Genomic DNA, 18,225 nt, shown 5'->3' on the forward strand with positions numbered 1-18,225 from the left:
CGCATCATGCAGAAATTCTTTCACAACGTGATCGGCGGGCGCGAAGGGCTTGCAGGGCTGGCCATTCTGGCGCTGCTGCTGTTCGTGGTGTTTCCGCTGGCGCTGGACGTCTTCCGGCTCAATCTGATCGGCAAGTACCTGACTTATGCCTTTGTCGCACTGGGCCTGGTGCTGTGCTGGGGCTATGGCGGCATCCTGAGCCTGGGCCAGGGGGTGTTCTTCGGGCTGGGCGGATATTGCATGGCGATGTTTCTGAAGCTGGAAGCCTCGACACCGGAGGCCACCAAGATCCAGTCCACGCCCGGTATCCCGGACTTCATGGATTGGAACCAGCTGACGTCGCTGCCCTGGTTCTGGGTGCCCTTCAAGAGCTTCTGGTTCACCGTGATGGCAGTGCCGGTGCTGCCCTGCCTGCTGGCGTTGATTCTGGGCGCCGCCATGTTCAAGCGCCGCGTGGGCGACACCTATTTCGCCATCGTGACGCAGGCCGTGGCGCTGATCCTGTCGGTGCTCATCATCGGCCAGCAAGGCTGGACGGGCGGTGTCAATGGCATCACCGATCTGAAGACGTTGCTGGGCTGGGATATCCGCACGGACAGCGCCCGGCTGGTGCTGTACTTCATCAACGGCGTGCTGCTGTTCGCGTGCATCCTGTTCGGCCGATACCTGCTGTCGTCCAAACTGGGCAAGCTGCTGATGGCCATGCGCGACAAAGAGGAACGCGTGCGCTTCTCGGGCTATGACGTCGCCAGCTTCAAGGTCTTCGTGTTCTGCGTGGCCGCCGTGTTCTCGGCGATCGGCGGGGCCATGTTCACCTTGCAGGTCGGCTTCATGTCGCCTTCCTTCGTGGGGATCGTGCCATCCATTGAAATGGTCATCTTTGCCGCGGTCGGCGGCCGGCTGTCGTTGTTGGGCGCGGTCTACGGCACGCTGCTGGTCAACTTCGGCAAGAGCTATTTCTCCGAGAGTTTCCCGCAGCTCTGGCTGTTCCTGATGGGCGGGCTGTTCATTGCGGTCGTGATGGCGTTTCCCAACGGACTGGCCGGTCTGTATCACCAGTACACCCAGAAGCGCCTGGCGCGTAAAGCATCGCGCCAGCAGGCGGATGGCGCCGCGGAGGCAGCATGAACCCGTCAGAATTCGCGTTGTATATCGAAGGCCTGACCGTGTCGTTCAACGGCTTTGTAGCGGTCAACGACCTGAACCTGTATGTCGATCAAGGAGAGCTGCGCGTGGTCATCGGCCCCAATGGCGCCGGCAAGACCACGCTACTGGACCTGATCTGCGGCCGCACCAAGGCGACCGCGGGCTCGATCCGATTCAAGGATACCGAGCTGACCGGGCTGGCCGAGTACGAAATCGTGCGCGCCGGCGTGGGCCGCAAATTCCAGACGCCCTCCATCTATGAAACCCTGTCCGTCCGGGAAAACCTGGAAGTCTCGTTTCCGGCCGGGCGCAGCGTGCTGGGTGCGCTGACCTTCAGGCGCACCGCGGCCGTGATCGAGCGCGTGGAACAGGTGGCCGAAGAGATATTTCTTGCCGACCAGCTCGACCGCTCGGCGGAGCTGCTGTCGCACGGCCAAAAGCAATGGCTGGAGATCGGCATGCTGCTGATGCAGGAGCCCGAACTGATGATGCTGGACGAACCCGTGGCCGGCATGAGCGTGTCCGAGCGCGAGCGCACGGCCGAACTGCTCAATCGAATCAGCCGCAATCGTTCGCTCATCGTGATCGAGCATGACATGGAGTTCGTCAAGAACATCGCGCACAAGGTCACGGTGCTGCACCAGGGCCGTGTGCTGGCCGAGGGCAGCATGGACAAAGTGCAGTCCGATCCGCGCGTGGTTGAAGTCTATCTCGGCCACTAAGGCCAGGAGGCAATATGTTCAATATCGCTGGCCTGGTGTCGGGCTATGGGCAAAGCAAAGTCATCCACGGCGTCGACCTGGCCGTGGCCCCCGGGGAAATCGTCGCAGTGATGGGGCGAAACGGCGTGGGCAAGACCACGCTATTCAAGACCATGATGGGGATGCTGCCCACCATGCAGGGCTCGATCTCGCTCGACGGCAAGGCGCTCGAACGCCTGGAAAGCCATCAGCGCGTGCGTAGCGGCGTGGCCTATGTGCCGCAAGGCCGCATGATCTTCCCGACGCTCACTGTCGAGGAAAACATCCGTACCGGCATGCGCGGGCGGGCATTGCGCAACACCATCCCTGAGGACATCTACGCGCTGTTTCCGGTGTTGCACGAAATGCGCGGCCGGCGGGGCGGCGATCTGTCAGGCGGGCAGCAGCAGCAGCTTGCCATCGCGCGCGCCCTGGTCACCAACCCCCGCGTGCTGCTGCTGGACGAGCCCACCGAGGGCATACAGCCGTCCATCATCAAGGACATCGCCCGCAGCCTGCTGGAGATCCGCAAATTGCGCAGCCTGGCCATTGTGGTGTCCGAACAAGTCTTGAGTTTCACCATGCAGATCGCCGACCGGCTCATCGTGATCGACAAGGGCCGCTTCGTGCACGAAGACCCGCGCGGGCGCGTGGACGAAAAGACGATCAGCAAATACCTGTCTGTCTGAAGCCGTTGTCCATCCAAAAGGAGCATGACATGCCTGAAACCCTGATCAAGGTCGACCTGGCCCAATCCCCCTACGAAAACGAAGGCGTGCACAATCGCTGGCATCCCGATATCCCCATGGCGACGTGGGTCCGGCCGGGCGATGATTTCGTGCTCGAAACCTACGACTGGACCGGCGGCGCGATCAAGAACGATGACGATGCCTCCGATGTGCGCGACGTGGACCTGTCCACGGTGCACTTTCTGTCGGGCCCGGTCGGCGTCGAAGGCGCCGAGCCCGGTGACTTGCTGGTGGTGGACTTGCTGGATATCGGCGCCAAGCAGGAAAGCCTGTGGGGCTTCAATGGCTTTTTCAGCAAGAACAATGGCGGGGGCTTCCTGACCGAACACTTCCCGTCGGCGCAAAAGTCGATCTGGGATTTTGAAGGCATGTTCACGACCTCGCGCCATATCCCCGGCGTGCGTTTCGCTGGCCTGATCCATCCGGGCCTGATCGGCTGCCTGCCGGATCAGGCGCTGCTGGACAAGTGGAATGAGCGCGAACAGAAGCTGATAGACAGCGATCCCGATCGCGTGCCGCCGCTGGCCAATCCCCCCGCGCCCAAGACGGCGCACATGGGCAAGCTCAAGGGCGCCGAGCGGGATCGTGCCGCCGCCACAGGCGCGCGCACCGTGCCGCCGCGCGAGCACGGCGGCAATTGCGATATCAAGGACCTGTCGCGCGGATCCCGGGTGTTCTTTCCGGTCTACGTCAAAGGTGGCGGCCTGTCGGTGGGCGATCTGCACTTCTCGCAGGGCGATGGCGAGATCACCTTCTGCGGCGCCATCGAAATGGCGGGTTGGGTGCACATGCGGGTGTCGCTCATCAAGGGCGGCATGGCCAAGTACGGCATTCGCAACCCCATCTTCAAACCCAGCCCCATCACGCCCAACTACAAGGACTACCTGATCTTCGAAGGCATTTCGGTCGACGAAGGCGGCAAGCAGCACTATCTGGACGTGCACATCGCCTATCGCCAGGCCTGCCTGAACGCCATTGAATATCTGAAGAAGTTTGGCTACTCGGGCGCGCAGGCGTATTCGATATTGGGCACGGCGCCGGTGCAGGGCCACATCAGCGGCGTGGTGGACATTCCCAATGCGTGCGCGACGTTGTGGCTGCCGACCGAGATCTTCGATATCGACATCCAGCCCAATGCGCTGGGCGACGTGCCGCAGATCAAGCGCGGCATGGACATGCCCATCGCCGAAGACCTTTAAGGAGTTCGCATGCCGCTCTATGACTATCGTTGCCAGGACTGCGGCGAGTTCTCGGTTCTGAGGCCGTTATCGCAATGGCGTGACCTTGCGTCCTGCCCCGATTGCGGCGTCTCCTGCGAGCGCTTCGTCAGCGGCGCACCCGCGGTCTCGGCGCTGTCCTCGGCAATGAACCGCGCCCGCGCCGCCAACGAACGCGCCGCCCATGAACCCCGCAGCACGCGGGGCGGCCACGGCATGGGATGCGGTTGTTGCTCAGGCGCGAAAGCCGCGGGCCGGACGCGTCAGACCGCCGACGGCGGCAAGACCTTCGCTGGCGCCCGGCCTTGGATGATCAGTCACTGAATACGGATGGCAAGGCAAGCCGGGGCTGGCCTTGCCACGCCCCGCCCTCACAGCGTCGACATCTGCCCCGGCAACCACAGCGCCAGTTGCGGCACGGCCAGCAGCAGCACGATCATCATCAGCAGCATGGCAAGAAACGGCAGCACGCCCACCACCACGTCCATGAACTTGCCCTGGCCGCGCACGCTGTGCACCACGAACAGATTCATGCCGAAGGGCGGCGTGAGCTGGCCCATTTCGCACAGCACGATCAGCATCACGCCGAACCACACCGGGTCGTAGCCCAGCGCCATGACGATGGGCACGGTGAGCGGCGCGGTGGTGACCAGCATGGCGAGCGTGTCCATGAAGCAGCCGAGCAGCAGGTAGAAGAGGATGATGGCCAGCATCATGCCCAGCGGCGGCAGGTCCAGGCTGGTCACGGCATTGACCAGCAAGGTCGTCAGGCCGATGGAGGACAGCACGAAGTTCAGGAAGAACGCGGCCAGCGTGATCAGGATGATCATGCCCGTGGTGCGCAGCGTGGCCTCGAAGGCGCGGCCCAGCATCTCCCACGTCAGCACGCGCTTGTAGGCGCACAACAGGGTGGCGGCCACCACGCCGAGCGCGGCTGATTCGCTGGCGGTGGCGATGCCGCCATAGATCACGCCGATGACGAGCGCGAAGATGGCGAGCGGCGGGACCAGATGCGGCAGCGCCGCGATGCGTTCAGCCCAGCTTACCGTCGGGCGCTTGCCGGCCAGGCTTGGCCGCCACAGGCACAGGCCGACGATCAGTGCGATGAAAAGCGTGGTGAGCAGAATGCTGGGCAAGGTGGCGGCCAGGTAGAGCTTGGGCACCGACACGTTGGCGATCAACGCGTACACGATCATGTTGATCGACGGCGGGATCAGGATGCCGAGCGTGCCGCCCGCGGCAATCGAGCCCAGGAACAGCGGCGCGTTGTAGCCCGACTTGCGCTGCTCGGGCAGGGCCAGCGTGGCGATGGTGGCGGCGGTGGCCACGCTTGAGCCGCTGGTGGCCGAGAACATGGCGGAGGCGCCGATGTTGGCGTTCATCAGCCCGCCCGGCAGCCACGACACCCACTTGGACACGGCGCCATACATGCGCCCTGCCACGCCCGAATGCACCAGCAGCTCGCCCATCAGGACGTAGAGCGGAATGGCGACCAGCAGGAATTCGGCGCTGGTGCCCCAGGCCAGTTCGCCGATGGCGTTGGTCAGTTTCAGCGGCGAATAGACGCCGGCCAGGCTCATGCCCAGAAGGCCCACCGTTGCGGCGGCGGTCACGCTCAGCGCCAAGAGGCCGAGCAGCATGGAAATCGTCATTATCAACATGGCTCACTCCTGGGGTTGCGTGCGCGCCGGCACGGGCGCGTCGGCGGTTTCTTCTTCGATGCCCTCTTCCACCGAGTGGATGCCGATCAGCGCATTGACCGCCTGCCAGCGGCCGCGCATCACACGGCCCAGCGCGCAGGCGCCCAGGACCACGATGGTGAAGAGGAAGAAGGCATAGCCGGCAAACCAGAGCGACTGCGGGATCCATTGGGGCACCTGCAGCGGCGTGTTGGACACCGACTGGAAGGCGATGGAGTCGGCCAGCACGAACCACGCGTGCCAGGTCAGCGTGCCCACGAATACGCCCAGGCATGCCAGCGCGAACAGGTCCAGCACGACGCGCGTCTTGGCGGGCAGGTGGGTGTAGAGCACGTCGACCCGGATGTGCGAGCGGCGCAGCAACGTGATGGGAAAGGCCCAGGCGCTTGCCACGGCGAGGGTGTAACCGGCCAGCTCGTCGGCGCCGCCAAGCGAGACGCCGGCGAACTTGCGCGCGGCGAGGTCGGCCACGATGAGCCAGGATACGAGCAGCAGCCCCAGACCGCCTATCCAGGCGCCGATGCGGGCCACGCGATCAAGCAGGCGTAGCGAACCATGCGTTTCTGTCGTCATGAGAGTTCCTTGATGTTCAGCGCAGCGTGACGCCCAGCGCCTGGCCCACGGACGCGCTCCAGTTGGCGGCGCATTCGTCGCCGCAACGGCGCGCCCAGCGGCTTGCCATGTCGGTGGCCACCTCGCGCAGGGTGGCGCGCTCGGCCTCGGTGGGCGTGGTGGCCTGCATGTCGGCCTGGCTGTGGATGCGGCATTCGCCCTGTCCGGTGTTGCAGGCCAGCGCGTAGTCGCCCTCGCGGCCAGTCTCGTCCCACAGGCGTTCTTCGAGCACCTGCGCTGCCTTGAGCATGAACTGCTGCACGGCGGGATCGAGCTTTTGCCAGCGGCGTTCGGCGATGGCGTAAAAGCCGATGGACCAGTCGATCGGCAGCAGATAGAGGTTCTTGGCCACGTCGTACCACTTGGCCGCGTTGCCCGAGCCGATGCCGGTCACCGCGCAATCGACCACGCCGGTTTGCAGGGCCGGAATCACCTCGGCAAATGCAATGGTTACCGGCGAGGCGCCCAGCGCGCGCACGTATTCGGCCATGTTGCTGCCGCGCGTTCGCACCTTGCGGCCCTTCAGGTCGGCCAGGCTCTTGACCGGCGTGCGGCAGAAGAACACCTGGGCCGTGTACGGCACAGTGGCCAGCAGCCGCACGCCGTGGCGCTGGAGCATGCGCTGCTCCAGCACCGGCCGGTAGGCGGCGACCATCTTGCGCGCGGTGGCAAAGTCGGTGGCCATGCCCGGCAGGTCCACGCCTTCGAAGGTCGGGTCGTCGCCGCTCACGAAGGCGAACACGCCCATGCCCACGTCCAGCGCGCCGGCGCGCATCAGGCGCACGATCTCGGGTCCTTTCAGGCCGCTCTCGGACAGGCCGATCAGCTCGGCCGTGACCCGGCCGCCGGAGGCCTCGGGCAGGGTCTTTTCCCAGAACGGCTTTTCGACCGCGCCGAAGGTGTAGTTGTGGCTGCCGCCGCCGACCACCGCGAAGTGGGTTTCTGGCAAGGCGGCGGTCTGCGCGCTTGCGGGTCCGGCAACTGCGAGCGCGGTCACGGCAGACGCCAGTAGCGCCGCCAGGATGCTTCGTTTCATGTTTCCCCCCTGTTGTGTATGGGCACGCGCGTCGCGCGCCCCGCCGCGGCATCGGGTTATGCCGCGGTCGTTGGCGTGCACGGGTTGGCGCGCACGCGATGCCAATCGGAATGACGCTGGAAGACTTCGGCCAGGTACAACGCCAGCCGGTCTTCGCCGCCCGGGCAAAGAATCTGCAGGCCGGTGGGCAGTCCCGCGTCGTCGCGGCCGTTAGGCACCGAGACGCCGCACATCTGCAGCAGGTTGCCGATACGCGTGTATTGCACCGGCGCGTTGCCGTGATCCACCTCGTCAAGCGGCAGCGCGGTCGTGAGCGTGGTGGGCGTGAGCAGTCCGGCCACGCCCTCTAGCCGCGCTTGCATTGCGGCCTGCAGGCGGTCGCGTTCGCGCAGCGCGGCCAGGTAGCGCACCGCAGAAACTTCCAGCCCCACCAGCATGCGCGGACGTACCGAGTCGTCGACGGGCAGGTCCAGGTCGGTCATCTCGCGCTCGAACGAGGCCACGCCTTCCGTCATCATGATGTCGCCGGTCACGGCCTTGAATTCGGCCAGCGTGGCGGGCGGCGTGATCTCGAAGATCTGCGCGCCCAGGCTGTGAAAGAGTGCGATGGACGCTTCATAGGCTTGGCGCACCGCCGGCGTCACGTCGGCCAGGAACGCGTCGGGCAGACGGCCCAGCGTCGCGCCGGCGATGCCGAAGCGGGAGGCGTCGAGCGGCTCGCGCCACTCGCTGGGCGTGGCGGGCGCCAGCACGTCGAACAACAGGCGCGCGTCGGCCGCGCTGTGCGCGAACACGCCGACGCTGTCCAGGGTCTGGCTAAGCGTGACCACGCCCTGCGACGAGATGCGGCCAACGGTCGGCTTCAGGCCGGTGATGCCGCAGTAGCTGGCGGGCACGCGCACCGACCCGCCGGTATCGGTGCCGATGGCCGCCGGCGCCAGACGCCCGGCCACCGCGACCGCCGAGCCGCTGCTCGATCCGCCGGGGATGCGGTGCACGCGGTCATCCCAAGGATTGCGCGGCGTGCCCATGTGCTGGTTCGGGCCCCAGGCGCCCATGGCGAACTGCACCATGTGGGTCTTGCCCAGGATGATGGCGCCGGCGCGCTGCAACTGCTGCACCAGCTCGGCCGTGCTTGAGGCAATGGTGTCGGCGTGGATCGGCGAGCCGATGGTGGTGGGCCGGCCGGCGATGTCGATCAGGTCTTTCAACGCGATCGGCACGCCGTGCAGTGGGCCAAGCCAGATGCCCTGGTCCAGCTGCAGGTCGGCGGCGCGCGCGGCCGCCAGCGCCTCGTCGGCGTACACGGCGACATAGGCATGCAGCCAGCCGTCCAGCGCCGCGATGCGGGCCAGGTAGTCGTTTACCAGCGTTTCGGCGCGAAGCTCGCGGCGGCGCAGGCGCGGCGCGAGGTCGGTGATGGTGAGGTCGATGCTCATGCGTGTGCTCCTTGGCCCGCCGCGATGGCGCGTTCGATCAGCGCACGCGAGCCCACGATGTCGGGGAATTTCTCGCCGGCGCGCAGGCGCGCCAGCGTGGTCTGTTCCTGCGTCTGGAAGTCGATGGCCTGCTGTGCGGCGGCGCGCACGGCGCGGCGGTCCAGCACCAGCACACCGTTCTCGTCGGCCAGCACGGCCGCGCCGGGCTGCACCGCGATGCCGCCACAGTGGATCGTGCCGCAGAACTCGCCCTCGATGCCCAGCAGGCGCGTGGTGATGGGCGACGGCCCCCGCGACCACACCGGCATGCCGTGCTGTCGCAGTTCGCCCAGGTCGGTCACCAGGCCGTCCACGATGATGCCGGCCACGCCGGCCTCTTTGGCGGCGTAGGCCATCGCGCCGCCGAAGGCCGCCGTCACCGCCTCGCCGGCCCGGTCGATCACCAGCACGTCGCCGGGCCGCACGCAGCCCATCGCGTGATGCAGGATGCCGCCGTCGTTGCCGGGCATTCGCACGGTCACGGCAGTACCGGCAATGCGCACATCCGGCTGGTGCGCGCGGATGTCGCCGCGCATGAAACCGGTGGTCTGGAAGTGGCCGATGGTGGCCGGCTCGGCCTTGCGCAACAGCGCCAGATCCTCGGGGGGCAAGGCCTCGGGCAGGGGATGAATCAGATACATCGCGTCGTCTTCACTACAATGAAAAAGGCTCTGAAAGCCGGTGAAAAAAAGGTATCACGCGGGCTTTCCGGGCCAATAATCAAAGTTTCGGCGCAGTTTGAAAAAGAGTTCTTATCATGCGGATAACCCTAAGCCAGCTTGAGGCCTTCTACTGGACCGCCAAGCTGGGCAGTATCCACGCGGCCGCGCGCCATCTGCACGTGACGCAGCCGGCGGTGTCGGCCCGCCTGCGTGAACTTGAAGGCGCGCTGGAGGTGCAGCTCTTTGACCGCTCGCGCCAGCGCGTGACCCTGACCGACGTGGGCCAGTCGGCGCTGCGACATGCCGAAAGCGCGCTGCACAGCACGCGGCAGCTGGAACACTTTGGCAAGGATCGCAGCCTGGGCGGCAAACTGCGCCTGGGTGCGGACGAGTGCTCGGCCAACGTGGGCCTGACTGCCGTGATCGCGCAGCTCAAGGAGCACTATCCCACGCTGGCGTTGGAGATGACGGTGGACGTGGGTTCGGTGCTGAACAGCAAGCTCAACGCGGGCGAGCTGGACATGGCGCTGCTGACCAACCCGGCCACGGGCGACACCATCACCGACGTGTTCATCGGCTGGATGACGTTTCACTGGGTCGCTTCGCCCACGCTGCACATCACGGCCGATCCGTTTCGCGCGGAACACGCGCGCGGCCATCACATCGCCACACACTCGCCGCCCTCGACGCTGTACACCGTGGTCGAGAATTGGCTGGCCTCGGGCGGCGTGGACATGTCGGGCCCCAGCACTACCAACTCGCTGGCGCTGATCTCGCGCCTGATCGCGGCCGGCCACGCCATCGGCATTCTGCCCGTGCCGCTGCTGCAGGACATGCTGACCATGGGCGTGTTGCGCGCCCTGCCCGCCGATCCGCCGATCCCGCCGGCGCGCTTCTACATCTCGTATCTGACGGCCTCGCACGGCGCGCACATCGATTCCATCGTGGACATCACGCGCGACACGCTCACGCGCCTGAACTTCCTGGCGCCCATCGAGGCCGACCCCACGCCTGTCCGCAAGGCATAGGCATGACAAAGGGGCCGCTTGCGCGGCCCCGGACGGTTTCATGCCATCGCGTACGGCGCGGCGTCGGATTCAATCGATCCGCGCGCCCGACACCCGCACGACCTCGCCCCACTTCTGCACTTCGGCATCCACCAGCGTCACGAACTGCTTGGGGTCGGTGAGCTGCGGAATCACCAGGCCGACCGCGCCCAGCTTCTCCTGGATGGCGGACGACTGCATGGCGGTGCGCGTGGCCTCGAACAGTTTCTGGAACACCGGCGCGGGCAGGCCGGCCGGGGCGGACAGGCCAAACCAGTACTCGGAAGAGAAACCCGGGTAACCGCTTTCGGCCACAGTGGGCGTGTCGGGATAAGTGGGATTGCGTTGCGGGCTGCCAATGGCCAGCGCGCGCAGCTTGCCGGCGCGCACGTGCGGCAGCGCGGTGTCCTGATTGACGAACAGCACGTCGACGCGGCCCGCCAGCACATCGTTGATCGCGGCCGAGCCGCCGTTGTACGGCACGTGCATGATGTCCAGCTTGGCGCGTTGCTTGAGCATTTCCATGCCCAGGTGACCGGTGGTCCCGTTGCCCGACGACGCATAGGAGTACTTGCCAGGCGCCTTGTGCACCAGATCGACGAACTCGGCCAGCGTCTTGGCCGGAAAACCCGGCGCGGTCACGAGCACGTCAGAGCCAAAGGCAAGGATCGCAATCTGGTCGAGCTGATCGAGTTGATAAGGCAGCTTGCTGTAGAGCCCCTGGTTGGTGGCGATGCCCACGCCCGACACCAGCAGCGTGTGGCCGTCGGGCCGCGCCTGCGTCACATAGGCGGTCCCGATGTTGCTGTTGGCGCCGCCCTTGTTCTCGACCACGATGGTGCTCTTGAGTGCCTTGCCCATCTCCGCGGCGAGCAGGCGGCCGATGAAGTCGGTGCCACCGCCAGCCGGAAACGGCACGACCAGGCTGATGGGCTTGTCGCCCGGAAAGTCCGCAGCCTGCACCGGCGCGGCGGACACGGCGAGGGCCACGCCGGCGATCAGCGCCGGCGCCATCGACTTCAGAAACGTGCGGCGAATGGACGAAGCCATCCCTGCCTTGCGGCATGCTTTTCCCACGGCTTGCATGGTGTGATTCCCCTTGGGTGTTATGAAACGGTCTCTCGACCGAAGGGAAAATTAGCACGCAGGGTTGGGCCGTCAGTAATCACAAATGCCCGCCGAATTGAGAGATTTTTGTTATTACGGGTAATCCCGGCGTGGCTCGCGGCTTGACAGGTTAGTTGTGGTGAGCAACATTATGGTTGTGCAGTACAACTTAACGGATGCGCCATGCAGATGCCCGCCAAATCAATCGACGAAATCCGGTCCGCATCGCGCACCATCGTGCGCGAACTGGGCTTCATGCGGCCGACGCTGGCGGGCACTGCCTATTCCGCCTCGGCCGTGCACGCGTTGCTGGAAATCGATGCCCAAGGCGGGGTGGCGGCAGCCCATCTGGTCACAGCGCTTGGCCTGGAGAAATCCAGCGTGAGCCGCATGCTGGCCAAACTGATCGCGGCCGGGGACATTGCCGAGTCGGCAAGCGCAGAGGATGCGCGTCTGAAGCAGTTGACGCTGACCGGCCAAGGCAAGGCGTTGGTCAAGAAAATCCATGCATACGGCCGCAATCAGGTCACCTCGGCCATGGCGCACTTGAATCCGTCGCAACAGCAGGCGGTCGCGCAAGGGTTGTCGGAGTACGCCAGGGCGCTCAAGGCCAGCCGCGGGGCGCCATCCGCCGCGGCCCGCGATGCCGTGCAGATCGTGCCCGGCTATCGGCCCGGTCTGGTGGGACGCGTGGCCGAGATGCACGCCGCCTTCTATTCGCGGCACTCGGGCTTTGGCCAGTTCTTCGAAAGCCAGGTGGCCACGGGAATCGCCGAGTTTGCGGGGCGGCTCGGCGAGCCATGCAATGGGGTGTGGACGGCGTTTCAGAACGACCGGATTGTCGGCTCCATCGCCATAGACGGCCAGGACCTGGGCAATCGCCAGGCGCACCTGCGCTGGTTCATCCTGGATGACGGATGCCGAGGCAGCGGAACCGGCCGCAAGCTGATCGAGGCGGCGCTGGACTTCTGTGACCGGTTCGGTTTCTCGGCGTGCCAGTTGTGGACCTTCAAAGGCCTGGATGCGGCGCGCAAGTTGTATGAGTCCGTGGGATTCAAGCTCGTGCATGAGGAAGATGGCCATCAGTGGGGCAGCATCGTCACCGAGCAGCAGTTCACCCGCGTCAAGCCCACGGCCTGATACCCGCGTGGCTTACCTGTCATGCGCACCGGGCGCACCGCAATCGCCGCCGCTGCGACCGTGGGGATGCTCGTGGGCGCGGCGATGGTTTCCACAAGCGTGGTGTCCAACGCCGTCTCGCCCGCAACACTTGCATTCCTGCGCTATCTGATCGGTGCGGCGGTCCTGCTGTTGCCGTTGGGCCCGGCCGTACGCACGACCTTCTCGGTCAAGGACGCAATTGCCATCGCCACGCTGGGCGTTTTCCAGTTCGCCGTGCTGGTGCTGTTGCTCAACCAGGCGCTGTTGACGGTGCCGGCAACCGTGTGCGCGCTGGTGTTTGCCACGATGCCGCTCGTGACGATGTGCCTTGCGGTGATCACCGGCAAGGAGCCATACAGTGGCCGAGGTCTGGTTGGCGTGTGCACGGCGGTGGCGGGCGTTGCGTATCTGCTGCTGTCGCCTTCCGCGTCTGCGGCGGGCGTGGCGCACAACGGCTGGGGGATGGTGTCGCTGGTGTCCGCCACGATCGTCGGGGCCGTGACGAGCATCCTGTACGGCCCCTATCTGCGCCGCTATCCGGCGCTTGCGACCTGCCGGCTCGCGATGGTTTCCGCGGTGGTGTTTCTGCTGGGTTTCTGCGTCTTCACTTCGCAGCCGCTGCTTCCCTCGCTGAATCGGCTTCAGTGGGCCAACGTCGTGTTCATTGGCCTATCGAGCGGGGTGGGCTATTTTTGCTGGTTGTGGGCGTTGGGCAGGCTGGCTGCCAGCAAGGTCACGGCCTTCCAGGCCCTGGGTCCGGTGACCGCCGCGCTCATCGAGTCGCTGCTGTCGCAGCGGCTTGCGCCGATGACGGTGCTCGTTGCGCTGGCGATGGTTTGCGCGGGACTGGTCATGGCGACACGTCGGCCAGAGGCGCACTGAACAACCTGTTCTCTCTGACGGTGACGGCGACCAGGCCGCCGTCACCGGGAGGATTTGCAGGCGGTGCGCGTCAGCGCCGCGCACCGCCTGCAACCGGCTGCATCACGCCGACAGTTCCTGGCGCACAATCTCCGCGCCCGCGCTCAACGCCTTCAACTTGCCGTTGGCCACGGCGCGCGGCAGCGGCGCCATGCCGCAGTTGGTGCACGGGTACAGCTTGTCGGCATCCACGAACTTGAGCGCCTGGCGCAGCGTGGCGGCAACCTGCTCGGGGGTTTCGATGGCGTGGTTGGCCACGTCGATCGCGCCGACCATCACCTTCTTGCCGCGGATGAGTTCGATCAGGTCGATGGGCACATGCGAGTTCTGGCATTCCAGCGACACGATGTCGATGCTGGATTTCTGCAGCTTGGGGAACGACTCCTCGTACTGGCGCCATTCGGATCCCAGCGTCTTCTTCCAGTCGGTGTTGGCCTTGATGCCGTAGCCGTAGCAGATGTGCACGGCGGTTTCGCACTTCAGGCCTTCGATCGCGCGCTCCAGCGTGGCGACGCCCCAGTCGTTCACTTCGTCGAAGAAGACGTTGAAGGCGGGCTCGTCGAACTGGATGATGTCGACGCCGGCGGCTTCCAGTTCGCGCGCTTCCTGGTTGAGGATCTTGGCGAATTCCCAGGCCAGCTTTTCACGGCTCTTGTAGTGGGCGTCGTACAGCGTGTCGATCATGGTCATGGGACCGGGCAGCGCCCATTTGATGGGCTGCTTCGTCTGCTGGCGCAGGAATTTGGCGTCTTCGACGAACACGGGCTTCTGGCGGCTGACGGCGCCGACGACGGTGGGCACGCTGGCGTCGTAGCGGTCGCGGATCCGGACGGTCTCGCGCTTTTCGAAGTCAACGCCGTCCAGATGTTCGATGAACGTGGTGACGAAGTGCTGGCGCGTCTGCTCGCCGTCGCTGACGATATCGATGCCGGCCAGCTCCTGTTCCTTCAGAGCCAGGAGCAGCGCATCCCGTTTGCCTTCGGCCAGTTGCTCGTCTTGCAGGCTCCAGGGCGACCAGAGCTTTTCAGGCTGGGCAAGCCAGGACGGTTTGGGCAGGCTGCCGGCAGTCGAGGTGGGCAAGATTTTTTTCATGGCGAAGTGTCCGTCTGTTTTCGGTTTATTGATGGGAGTAGCTGGCAGCCCATTGATCAAGCACGTGCTTGTACGGCTTGATGAAGTGCGCCTCGGCAAATTTGCCCTGCTTGATGGCGAGCTGGCTGCGTTCGACGCGGTCGTACACGATCTGCGTCAGCGAGTAGTCCTGGTTCTTCAGGCTGGGTTGATAGCGCTTTCCAGCCGCGGAATTGGCGTTGTAGATTTCGGGCCGGTAGATGCGCTGGAACGCTTCCATCGTGCTGATCGTGCCAATGAGTTCAAGATTGGTGTAGGCGCCCAAGAGGTCTTCCTGGAAGTAGAACGCCAGCGGCGCCACGCTGTTGGGCGGCATGAAGTAGCGGACCTGCAGGCCCATCTTCTCGAAGTAATGATCGGTCGAGGAGAATTCGCTTTGTTGATATTCCACGCCCAGGATCGGGTGGTGGTTGTCGGTGCGTTGGTAGGTCTTGCTGCTGGAGACGCTGATGCAGATGACCGGCGGCTTCGCAAAGTGCGCCCGGTAGGCCGGCGATTGCACGAAGTGCTTGAAGAGCTTTCCGTGCAGGTCGCCAAAATCTTCCGGCGTGCTGAACGTGGCTTTGTTGTCGTTGAATTCGGGCAGCAGCACGCTGAAGTCGTAGTCGCGCACGTAGGAAGAAAAATTGTTCCCCACGATGCCGTCGATACGCTTGTCCGTTTGCTTGTCGACGATGTTGGTCTTGAGCATTTCGATCAGCGGAAATGAGCTTCCGTCTTCGCCCAGCGTCATCTCGGCGGTGATGATGTCCAGTTCAACGGCGTAGCGGTCGCCCGTGGAGTTGTCCCAATGCGCCAGGTCATTGAAACGGCTGTCGATCATCTTCAGCGTATTGCGCAGGTTTTCCTGGCGGCTGGCGCCTCGCGCCAGGTTCGCGAAGTTGGTCGTGATGCGCGTGCTGTCCGACGGCTGATAGTTTTCATCGAAGCGGATGCTCTTGATGCTGAAGTTGAAGTCGTGGCTCATGGGTGTCGGGTGCCAAAAATGCTGCGATAAACGTGAATTCGTTGCTGGCGCGACCAGCGTTTGCTGTCACGCTGCCTGTTCGGCGATCGGTAAGGGTGGCCCGGCGTCAGGCCGCCAGGGCGTCTTCGGCCGCGGCGGCGCGGGCATGCCGCGTCAGTTCGACCAGCGGCAGCGCGCGCTGGACGGCCAGACCGGCCCGCTGGATCAACGCGTCGTTCTGAAGCCGGTAGTCGGCAAAATCCTCGTCGGTCGCGTAGATGCCGAGCGGCAAGGTGCGCGCCTGAAAGAAGCTGAACAACGGCCGCAACTGGTGGTCGATCACCAGCGCATGGCGCTGGCTGCCGCCGGTCGCGGCCAAGAGGACGGGTTTGTCGATCAGGGCGTCCTGATGAATGAAATCGAAGAAGTGCTTGAACAGGCCCGTGTAGGAACCCCGGTAGACGGGCGTTGCCACCACCAGGACATCGGCTTGCTCGACCGCAACCAGCTCGCGCTCGACCGTGTCGGGCAACTGCGAGCGCCAGACCGCGCCGGCAAGCTGCGGGGCCAGCCGGCCCATTTCGACCAGGCGGGGTGCGCAGGGGATTTCGTTGGCGATCAGCGCCAGCAGCTGTTCTGCCAGGACGGTGGTCTTGGAGGGACGTTGCATGCCGCCGGAAACGGCGACCAGTCGCAGGGGGTGTGTCATCGTTGCTTCCATGGAGCCAATCGGCACGAAAGGGGTCGACTTGCCATGGAACGTGCGCGTTGATCAGGTCAACTTGCGGAACACAGCGGCAAACAAAGAATGCAATGCTAAAGATCAATATCCATGACGTAAAATGGTTTTATTTCACAAATCCATGAATCTGGATCATATAAATGCTTGAGCGTATCCATCTGAGCATCGTGCAGCAGGTCGAGAAACAGGGCTCCTTGACGGCCGCCGCGGGCGTGCTGAACCTGACCCAGTCGGCGCTGAGCCACAGCATGAAAAAGCTGGAGCAGCAGCTGGGCACCGATATCTGGCTGCGCGAAGGAAGACGGCTTCGCCTGACGCAGGCCGGCCAGTATCTGCTGGCGGTGGCGAACCGGGTGTTGCCGCAGCTGGACCTGGCCGAAGAGCGGCTGGGCCAGTTCGCCCAGGGCGAACGCGGCGCGCTGCGCATCGGCATGGAATGCCACCCGTGCTACCAGTGGCTGCTCAAGGTGGTGGCGCCCTATCTGGCGGCGTGGCCGGACGTGGATGTGGACGTGAAGCAGAAGTTTCAGTTTGGCGGGATCGGGGCGCTTTTCGGCTACGAAATCGATCTGCTGGTCACGCCCGACCCGCTGTTCAAGCCGGGGTTGAAGTTTGAACCGGTGTTCGATTACGAGCAGGTGCTGGTGGTTGCCAAGGGCCACCCCCTGGCATCCGTCGCTTACGTGAAGCCCGAGCAACTGACGCAGGAAGTGCTCATCAGCTATCCCGTCGATATCGAGCGGCTGGATATCTACAACCAGTTCCTCTTGAAGGCGGGTGTCACGCCCAAGCGCCACAAGGCGATCGAGACCACCGACATCATGCTGCAGATGGTGGCCAGCGGCCGCGGCGTGGCGGCGCTGCCGCGCTGGCTGGTCGAGGAGTACGCGGTCAAGATGGATCTGGCGCCGGTTCGCTTGGGCCCGCGGGGCATTGCCAAGCAGATCTTTCTGGGATCGCGCGAGGCCGATGACGCCCTGGATTACCAGCGAGCGTTCATCGAGATGGCGCGTCAATAAGAGGGACGGTTAGAAACCCTTAAAATCGCCGCATTTGCAGTGGGATGGCTGCCCCACGCGGCATGCGAGGCACGACATCATCGGAGCCTGTCCGCCTCGCAAGGAGTCATAGCGTTGAACATACACAAACTGGGCGCGCCCTCGGCGATCGTCTACATCGTCGACGACCACCCCGAGGTCAGCCAGTCGCTGTTCCGCCTGCTGTCGTCGATCGGCATCCATGCCGAGACCTTCGACTCGATCAGCGCCTTTCAGGCGGCGGCGCGTCCCCCGGTGCCTTCCTGCCTGATCCTGGATCTGCAACTGTCCGACGGCGACGGGCTGACGCTGCAGGCTCGCCTGCGCGAGCTGGGCGATCACATTCCGATCGTGGTGGTGACGGGCTTTGGGGATATCCGGCAGACGGTCAAGGCGATGAAAGCCGGTGCGATCGATTTTCTGGAAAAGCCCATCTCCGAGCAGCGGCTGCTGGACTCCGTGCATCGCGCGCTGGAATCGGACGCCGCGCGGCGCGCCAAGGTGCAGGAATTCGAGAAGATCCTGGCGCTGTACCGGTCATTGACGGCGCGCGAACAGCAGGTGATCGAGATGATTGCGTCCGGCTGCCTGAACAAGGAAGTCGCGCAGCAGTTGGGCATCAGCGAAGTGACCGTCAAGGCGCATCGGGCAAGCGCCTACCGCAAGATGCAGGCGCGCAGCTTTGCACAACTGGTGCAGATGATCATCAAGGTCAATCCGAGGGTTGCCGCGCACGCCGTGCCATTGCGCGGCGACGGCGACGGCGACGGCGACGGCGAATAGGGCCGGATGAA

General features: G+C 64.7%; 19 protein-coding genes. 10 read left to right on the forward strand and 9 right to left on the reverse strand.

The window, feature by feature from the left end; all coding sequences use genetic code 11:
- Positions 1-6 precede the first annotated feature (6 nt).
- From urtC to H4P35_RS01165, 5 genes are read left to right on the forward strand one after another with little or no spacing between them, the layout of a single operon-like run.
- A complete protein-coding gene (urtC, locus tag H4P35_RS01145; protein WP_226847731.1) occupies positions 7-1,128 on the forward strand; it encodes an urea ABC transporter permease subunit UrtC in 1,122 nt (373 codons plus the stop codon).
- Positions 1,125-1,868: an urea ABC transporter ATP-binding protein UrtD gene (urtD, locus tag H4P35_RS01150; RefSeq protein ID WP_056320646.1), complete on the forward strand. Its 744-nt coding sequence runs from the start codon at positions 1,125-1,127 to the stop codon at positions 1,866-1,868. Before urtC ends, urtD begins: the two co-directional genes overlap by 4 nt.
- Before the next feature lie 14 nt (positions 1,869-1,882).
- On the forward strand, positions 1,883-2,575 hold the full coding sequence (urtE, locus tag H4P35_RS01155) for an urea ABC transporter ATP-binding subunit UrtE (protein ID WP_226847732.1): 693 nt from the start codon (positions 1,883-1,885) through the stop codon (positions 2,573-2,575).
- 29 nt (positions 2,576-2,604) lie between these two features.
- On the forward strand, positions 2,605-3,834 hold the full coding sequence (gene fmdA / locus H4P35_RS01160; RefSeq protein ID WP_062841626.1) for a formamidase: 1,230 nt from the start codon (positions 2,605-2,607) through the stop codon (positions 3,832-3,834).
- Positions 3,835-3,843: 9 nt separating this feature from the next.
- Positions 3,844-4,176, forward strand: a complete 333-nt coding sequence (locus tag H4P35_RS01165; protein ID WP_226847733.1) for a zinc ribbon domain-containing protein — start codon at positions 3,844-3,846, stop codon at positions 4,174-4,176.
- A 47-nt stretch (positions 4,177-4,223) separates the two neighbouring features.
- Here H4P35_RS01165 and H4P35_RS01170 read toward each other — a convergent pair whose 3' ends face one another.
- Genes H4P35_RS01170 through H4P35_RS01190 form a run of 5 tightly spaced genes read right to left on the reverse strand, consistent with a single transcriptional unit; the run spans position 4,224 to position 9,319 of the window.
- The gene (locus tag H4P35_RS01170) at positions 4,224-5,513 is read right to left on the reverse strand and encodes a TRAP transporter large permease (protein ID WP_226847734.1); all 1,290 of its coding nucleotides are present in this window, start codon (positions 5,511-5,513) and stop codon (positions 4,224-4,226) included.
- Positions 5,514-5,516: 3 nt separating this feature from the next.
- Complete coding sequence (locus H4P35_RS01175; RefSeq protein ID WP_226847735.1) at positions 5,517-6,125, reverse strand: TRAP transporter small permease subunit; 609 nt, start codon at positions 6,123-6,125, stop codon at positions 5,517-5,519.
- 16 nt (positions 6,126-6,141) lie between these two features.
- Positions 6,142-7,200, reverse strand: a complete 1,059-nt coding sequence (locus H4P35_RS01180; protein ID WP_226847736.1) for a TRAP transporter substrate-binding protein — start codon at positions 7,198-7,200, stop codon at positions 6,142-6,144.
- A 56-nt stretch (positions 7,201-7,256) separates the two neighbouring features.
- The gene (locus H4P35_RS01185; protein WP_226847737.1) at positions 7,257-8,639 is read right to left on the reverse strand and encodes an amidase; all 1,383 of its coding nucleotides are present in this window, start codon (positions 8,637-8,639) and stop codon (positions 7,257-7,259) included.
- Positions 8,636-9,319: an RraA family protein gene (locus tag H4P35_RS01190; protein ID WP_226847738.1), complete on the reverse strand. Its 684-nt coding sequence runs from the start codon at positions 9,317-9,319 to the stop codon at positions 8,636-8,638. Before H4P35_RS01190 ends, H4P35_RS01185 begins: the two co-directional genes overlap by 4 nt.
- 116 nt (positions 9,320-9,435) lie before the next feature.
- Between H4P35_RS01190 and H4P35_RS01195 the strand changes: the two genes are divergently transcribed.
- The gene (locus H4P35_RS01195) at positions 9,436-10,368 is read left to right on the forward strand and encodes a LysR family transcriptional regulator (RefSeq protein WP_056320668.1); all 933 of its coding nucleotides are present in this window, start codon (positions 9,436-9,438) and stop codon (positions 10,366-10,368) included.
- 69 nt (positions 10,369-10,437) lie between these two features.
- On the opposite strand, the gene H4P35_RS01200 is transcribed toward H4P35_RS01195, so the two are convergent.
- Positions 10,438-11,436, reverse strand: a complete 999-nt coding sequence (locus tag H4P35_RS01200) for a tripartite tricarboxylate transporter substrate binding protein (RefSeq protein WP_226847739.1) — start codon at positions 11,434-11,436, stop codon at positions 10,438-10,440.
- A gap of 240 nt (positions 11,437-11,676) precedes the next feature.
- On the opposite strand from H4P35_RS01200, the gene H4P35_RS01205 reads away from it, so the two are divergent.
- Complete coding sequence (locus H4P35_RS01205) at positions 11,677-12,633, forward strand: GNAT family N-acetyltransferase (protein WP_370638948.1); 957 nt, start codon at positions 11,677-11,679, stop codon at positions 12,631-12,633.
- Between the two features lie 21 nt (positions 12,634-12,654).
- Positions 12,655-13,536: a DMT family transporter gene (locus tag H4P35_RS01210; RefSeq protein ID WP_226847741.1), complete on the forward strand. Its 882-nt coding sequence runs from the start codon at positions 12,655-12,657 to the stop codon at positions 13,534-13,536.
- A gap of 102 nt (positions 13,537-13,638) precedes the next feature.
- Here H4P35_RS01210 and H4P35_RS01215 read toward each other — a convergent pair whose 3' ends face one another.
- From H4P35_RS01215 to msuE, 3 genes are all read right to left on the reverse strand, one after another.
- The gene (locus H4P35_RS01215; RefSeq protein WP_226847742.1) at positions 13,639-14,667 is read right to left on the reverse strand and encodes a methionine synthase; all 1,029 of its coding nucleotides are present in this window, start codon (positions 14,665-14,667) and stop codon (positions 13,639-13,641) included.
- A gap of 25 nt (positions 14,668-14,692) precedes the next feature.
- Positions 14,693-15,673 (reverse strand): DUF1852 domain-containing protein, encoded by a 981-nt coding sequence (locus tag H4P35_RS01220; RefSeq protein WP_226847743.1) that lies wholly within the window; start codon positions 15,671-15,673, stop codon positions 14,693-14,695.
- Positions 15,674-15,779: 106 nt separating this feature from the next.
- A complete protein-coding gene (gene msuE, locus H4P35_RS01225) occupies positions 15,780-16,361 on the reverse strand; it encodes an FMN reductase (protein WP_226847744.1) in 582 nt (193 codons plus the stop codon).
- 173 nt (positions 16,362-16,534) lie between these two features.
- Between msuE and H4P35_RS01230 the strand changes: the two genes are divergently transcribed.
- Together H4P35_RS01230 and H4P35_RS01235 are read left to right on the forward strand one after the other, a co-directional pair.
- Positions 16,535-17,413, forward strand: coding sequence for a LysR family transcriptional regulator (locus H4P35_RS01230; protein ID WP_056320681.1), 879 nt, complete (start codon positions 16,535-16,537; stop codon positions 17,411-17,413).
- Positions 17,414-17,527: 114 nt separating this feature from the next.
- On the forward strand, positions 17,528-18,214 hold the full coding sequence (locus tag H4P35_RS01235) for a response regulator transcription factor (RefSeq protein ID WP_226847745.1): 687 nt from the start codon (positions 17,528-17,530) through the stop codon (positions 18,212-18,214).
- The last annotated feature ends 11 nt before the right edge of the window (positions 18,215-18,225 follow it).

This window comes from Achromobacter sp. 77, from assembly GCF_020541125.1.
Lineage (GTDB): Bacteria > Pseudomonadota > Gammaproteobacteria > Burkholderiales > Burkholderiaceae_B > Achromobacter > Achromobacter mucicolens.

Coding starts and splice junctions, on each gene's coding strand:
- H4P35_RS01220 (WP_226847743.1), bottom strand. CDS start 15,673: ATGAGCCACGACTTCAACTTCAGCATCAAGAGCATCCGCTTCGATGAA.
- urtE (WP_226847732.1), top strand. CDS start 1,883: ATGTTCAATATCGCTGGCCTGGTGTCGGGCTATGGGCAAAGCAAAGTC.
- msuE (WP_226847744.1), bottom strand. CDS start 16,361: ATGACACACCCCCTGCGACTGGTCGCCGTTTCCGGCGGCATGCAACGT.
- urtD (WP_056320646.1), top strand. CDS start 1,125: ATGAACCCGTCAGAATTCGCGTTGTATATCGAAGGCCTGACCGTGTCG.
- H4P35_RS01195 (WP_056320668.1), top strand. CDS start 9,436: ATGCGGATAACCCTAAGCCAGCTTGAGGCCTTCTACTGGACCGCCAAG.
- H4P35_RS01200 (WP_226847739.1), bottom strand. CDS start 11,436: ATGGCTTCGTCCATTCGCCGCACGTTTCTGAAGTCGATGGCGCCGGCG.
- fmdA (WP_062841626.1), top strand. CDS start 2,605: ATGCCTGAAACCCTGATCAAGGTCGACCTGGCCCAATCCCCCTACGAA.
- H4P35_RS01190 (WP_226847738.1), bottom strand. CDS start 9,319: ATGTATCTGATTCATCCCCTGCCCGAGGCCTTGCCCCCCGAGGATCTG.
- H4P35_RS01215 (WP_226847742.1), bottom strand. CDS start 14,667: ATGAAAAAAATCTTGCCCACCTCGACTGCCGGCAGCCTGCCCAAACCG.
- urtC (WP_226847731.1), top strand. CDS start 7: ATGCAGAAATTCTTTCACAACGTGATCGGCGGGCGCGAAGGGCTTGCA.
- H4P35_RS01165 (WP_226847733.1), top strand. CDS start 3,844: ATGCCGCTCTATGACTATCGTTGCCAGGACTGCGGCGAGTTCTCGGTT.
- H4P35_RS01175 (WP_226847735.1), bottom strand. CDS start 6,125: ATGACGACAGAAACGCATGGTTCGCTACGCCTGCTTGATCGCGTGGCC.
- H4P35_RS01185 (WP_226847737.1), bottom strand. CDS start 8,639: ATGAGCATCGACCTCACCATCACCGACCTCGCGCCGCGCCTGCGCCGC.
- H4P35_RS01180 (WP_226847736.1), bottom strand. CDS start 7,200: ATGAAACGAAGCATCCTGGCGGCGCTACTGGCGTCTGCCGTGACCGCG.
- H4P35_RS01230 (WP_056320681.1), top strand. CDS start 16,535: ATGCTTGAGCGTATCCATCTGAGCATCGTGCAGCAGGTCGAGAAACAG.
- H4P35_RS01205 (WP_370638948.1), top strand. CDS start 11,677: ATGCAGATGCCCGCCAAATCAATCGACGAAATCCGGTCCGCATCGCGC.
- H4P35_RS01170 (WP_226847734.1), bottom strand. CDS start 5,513: ATGTTGATAATGACGATTTCCATGCTGCTCGGCCTCTTGGCGCTGAGC.
- H4P35_RS01210 (WP_226847741.1), top strand. CDS start 12,655: ATGCGCACCGGGCGCACCGCAATCGCCGCCGCTGCGACCGTGGGGATG.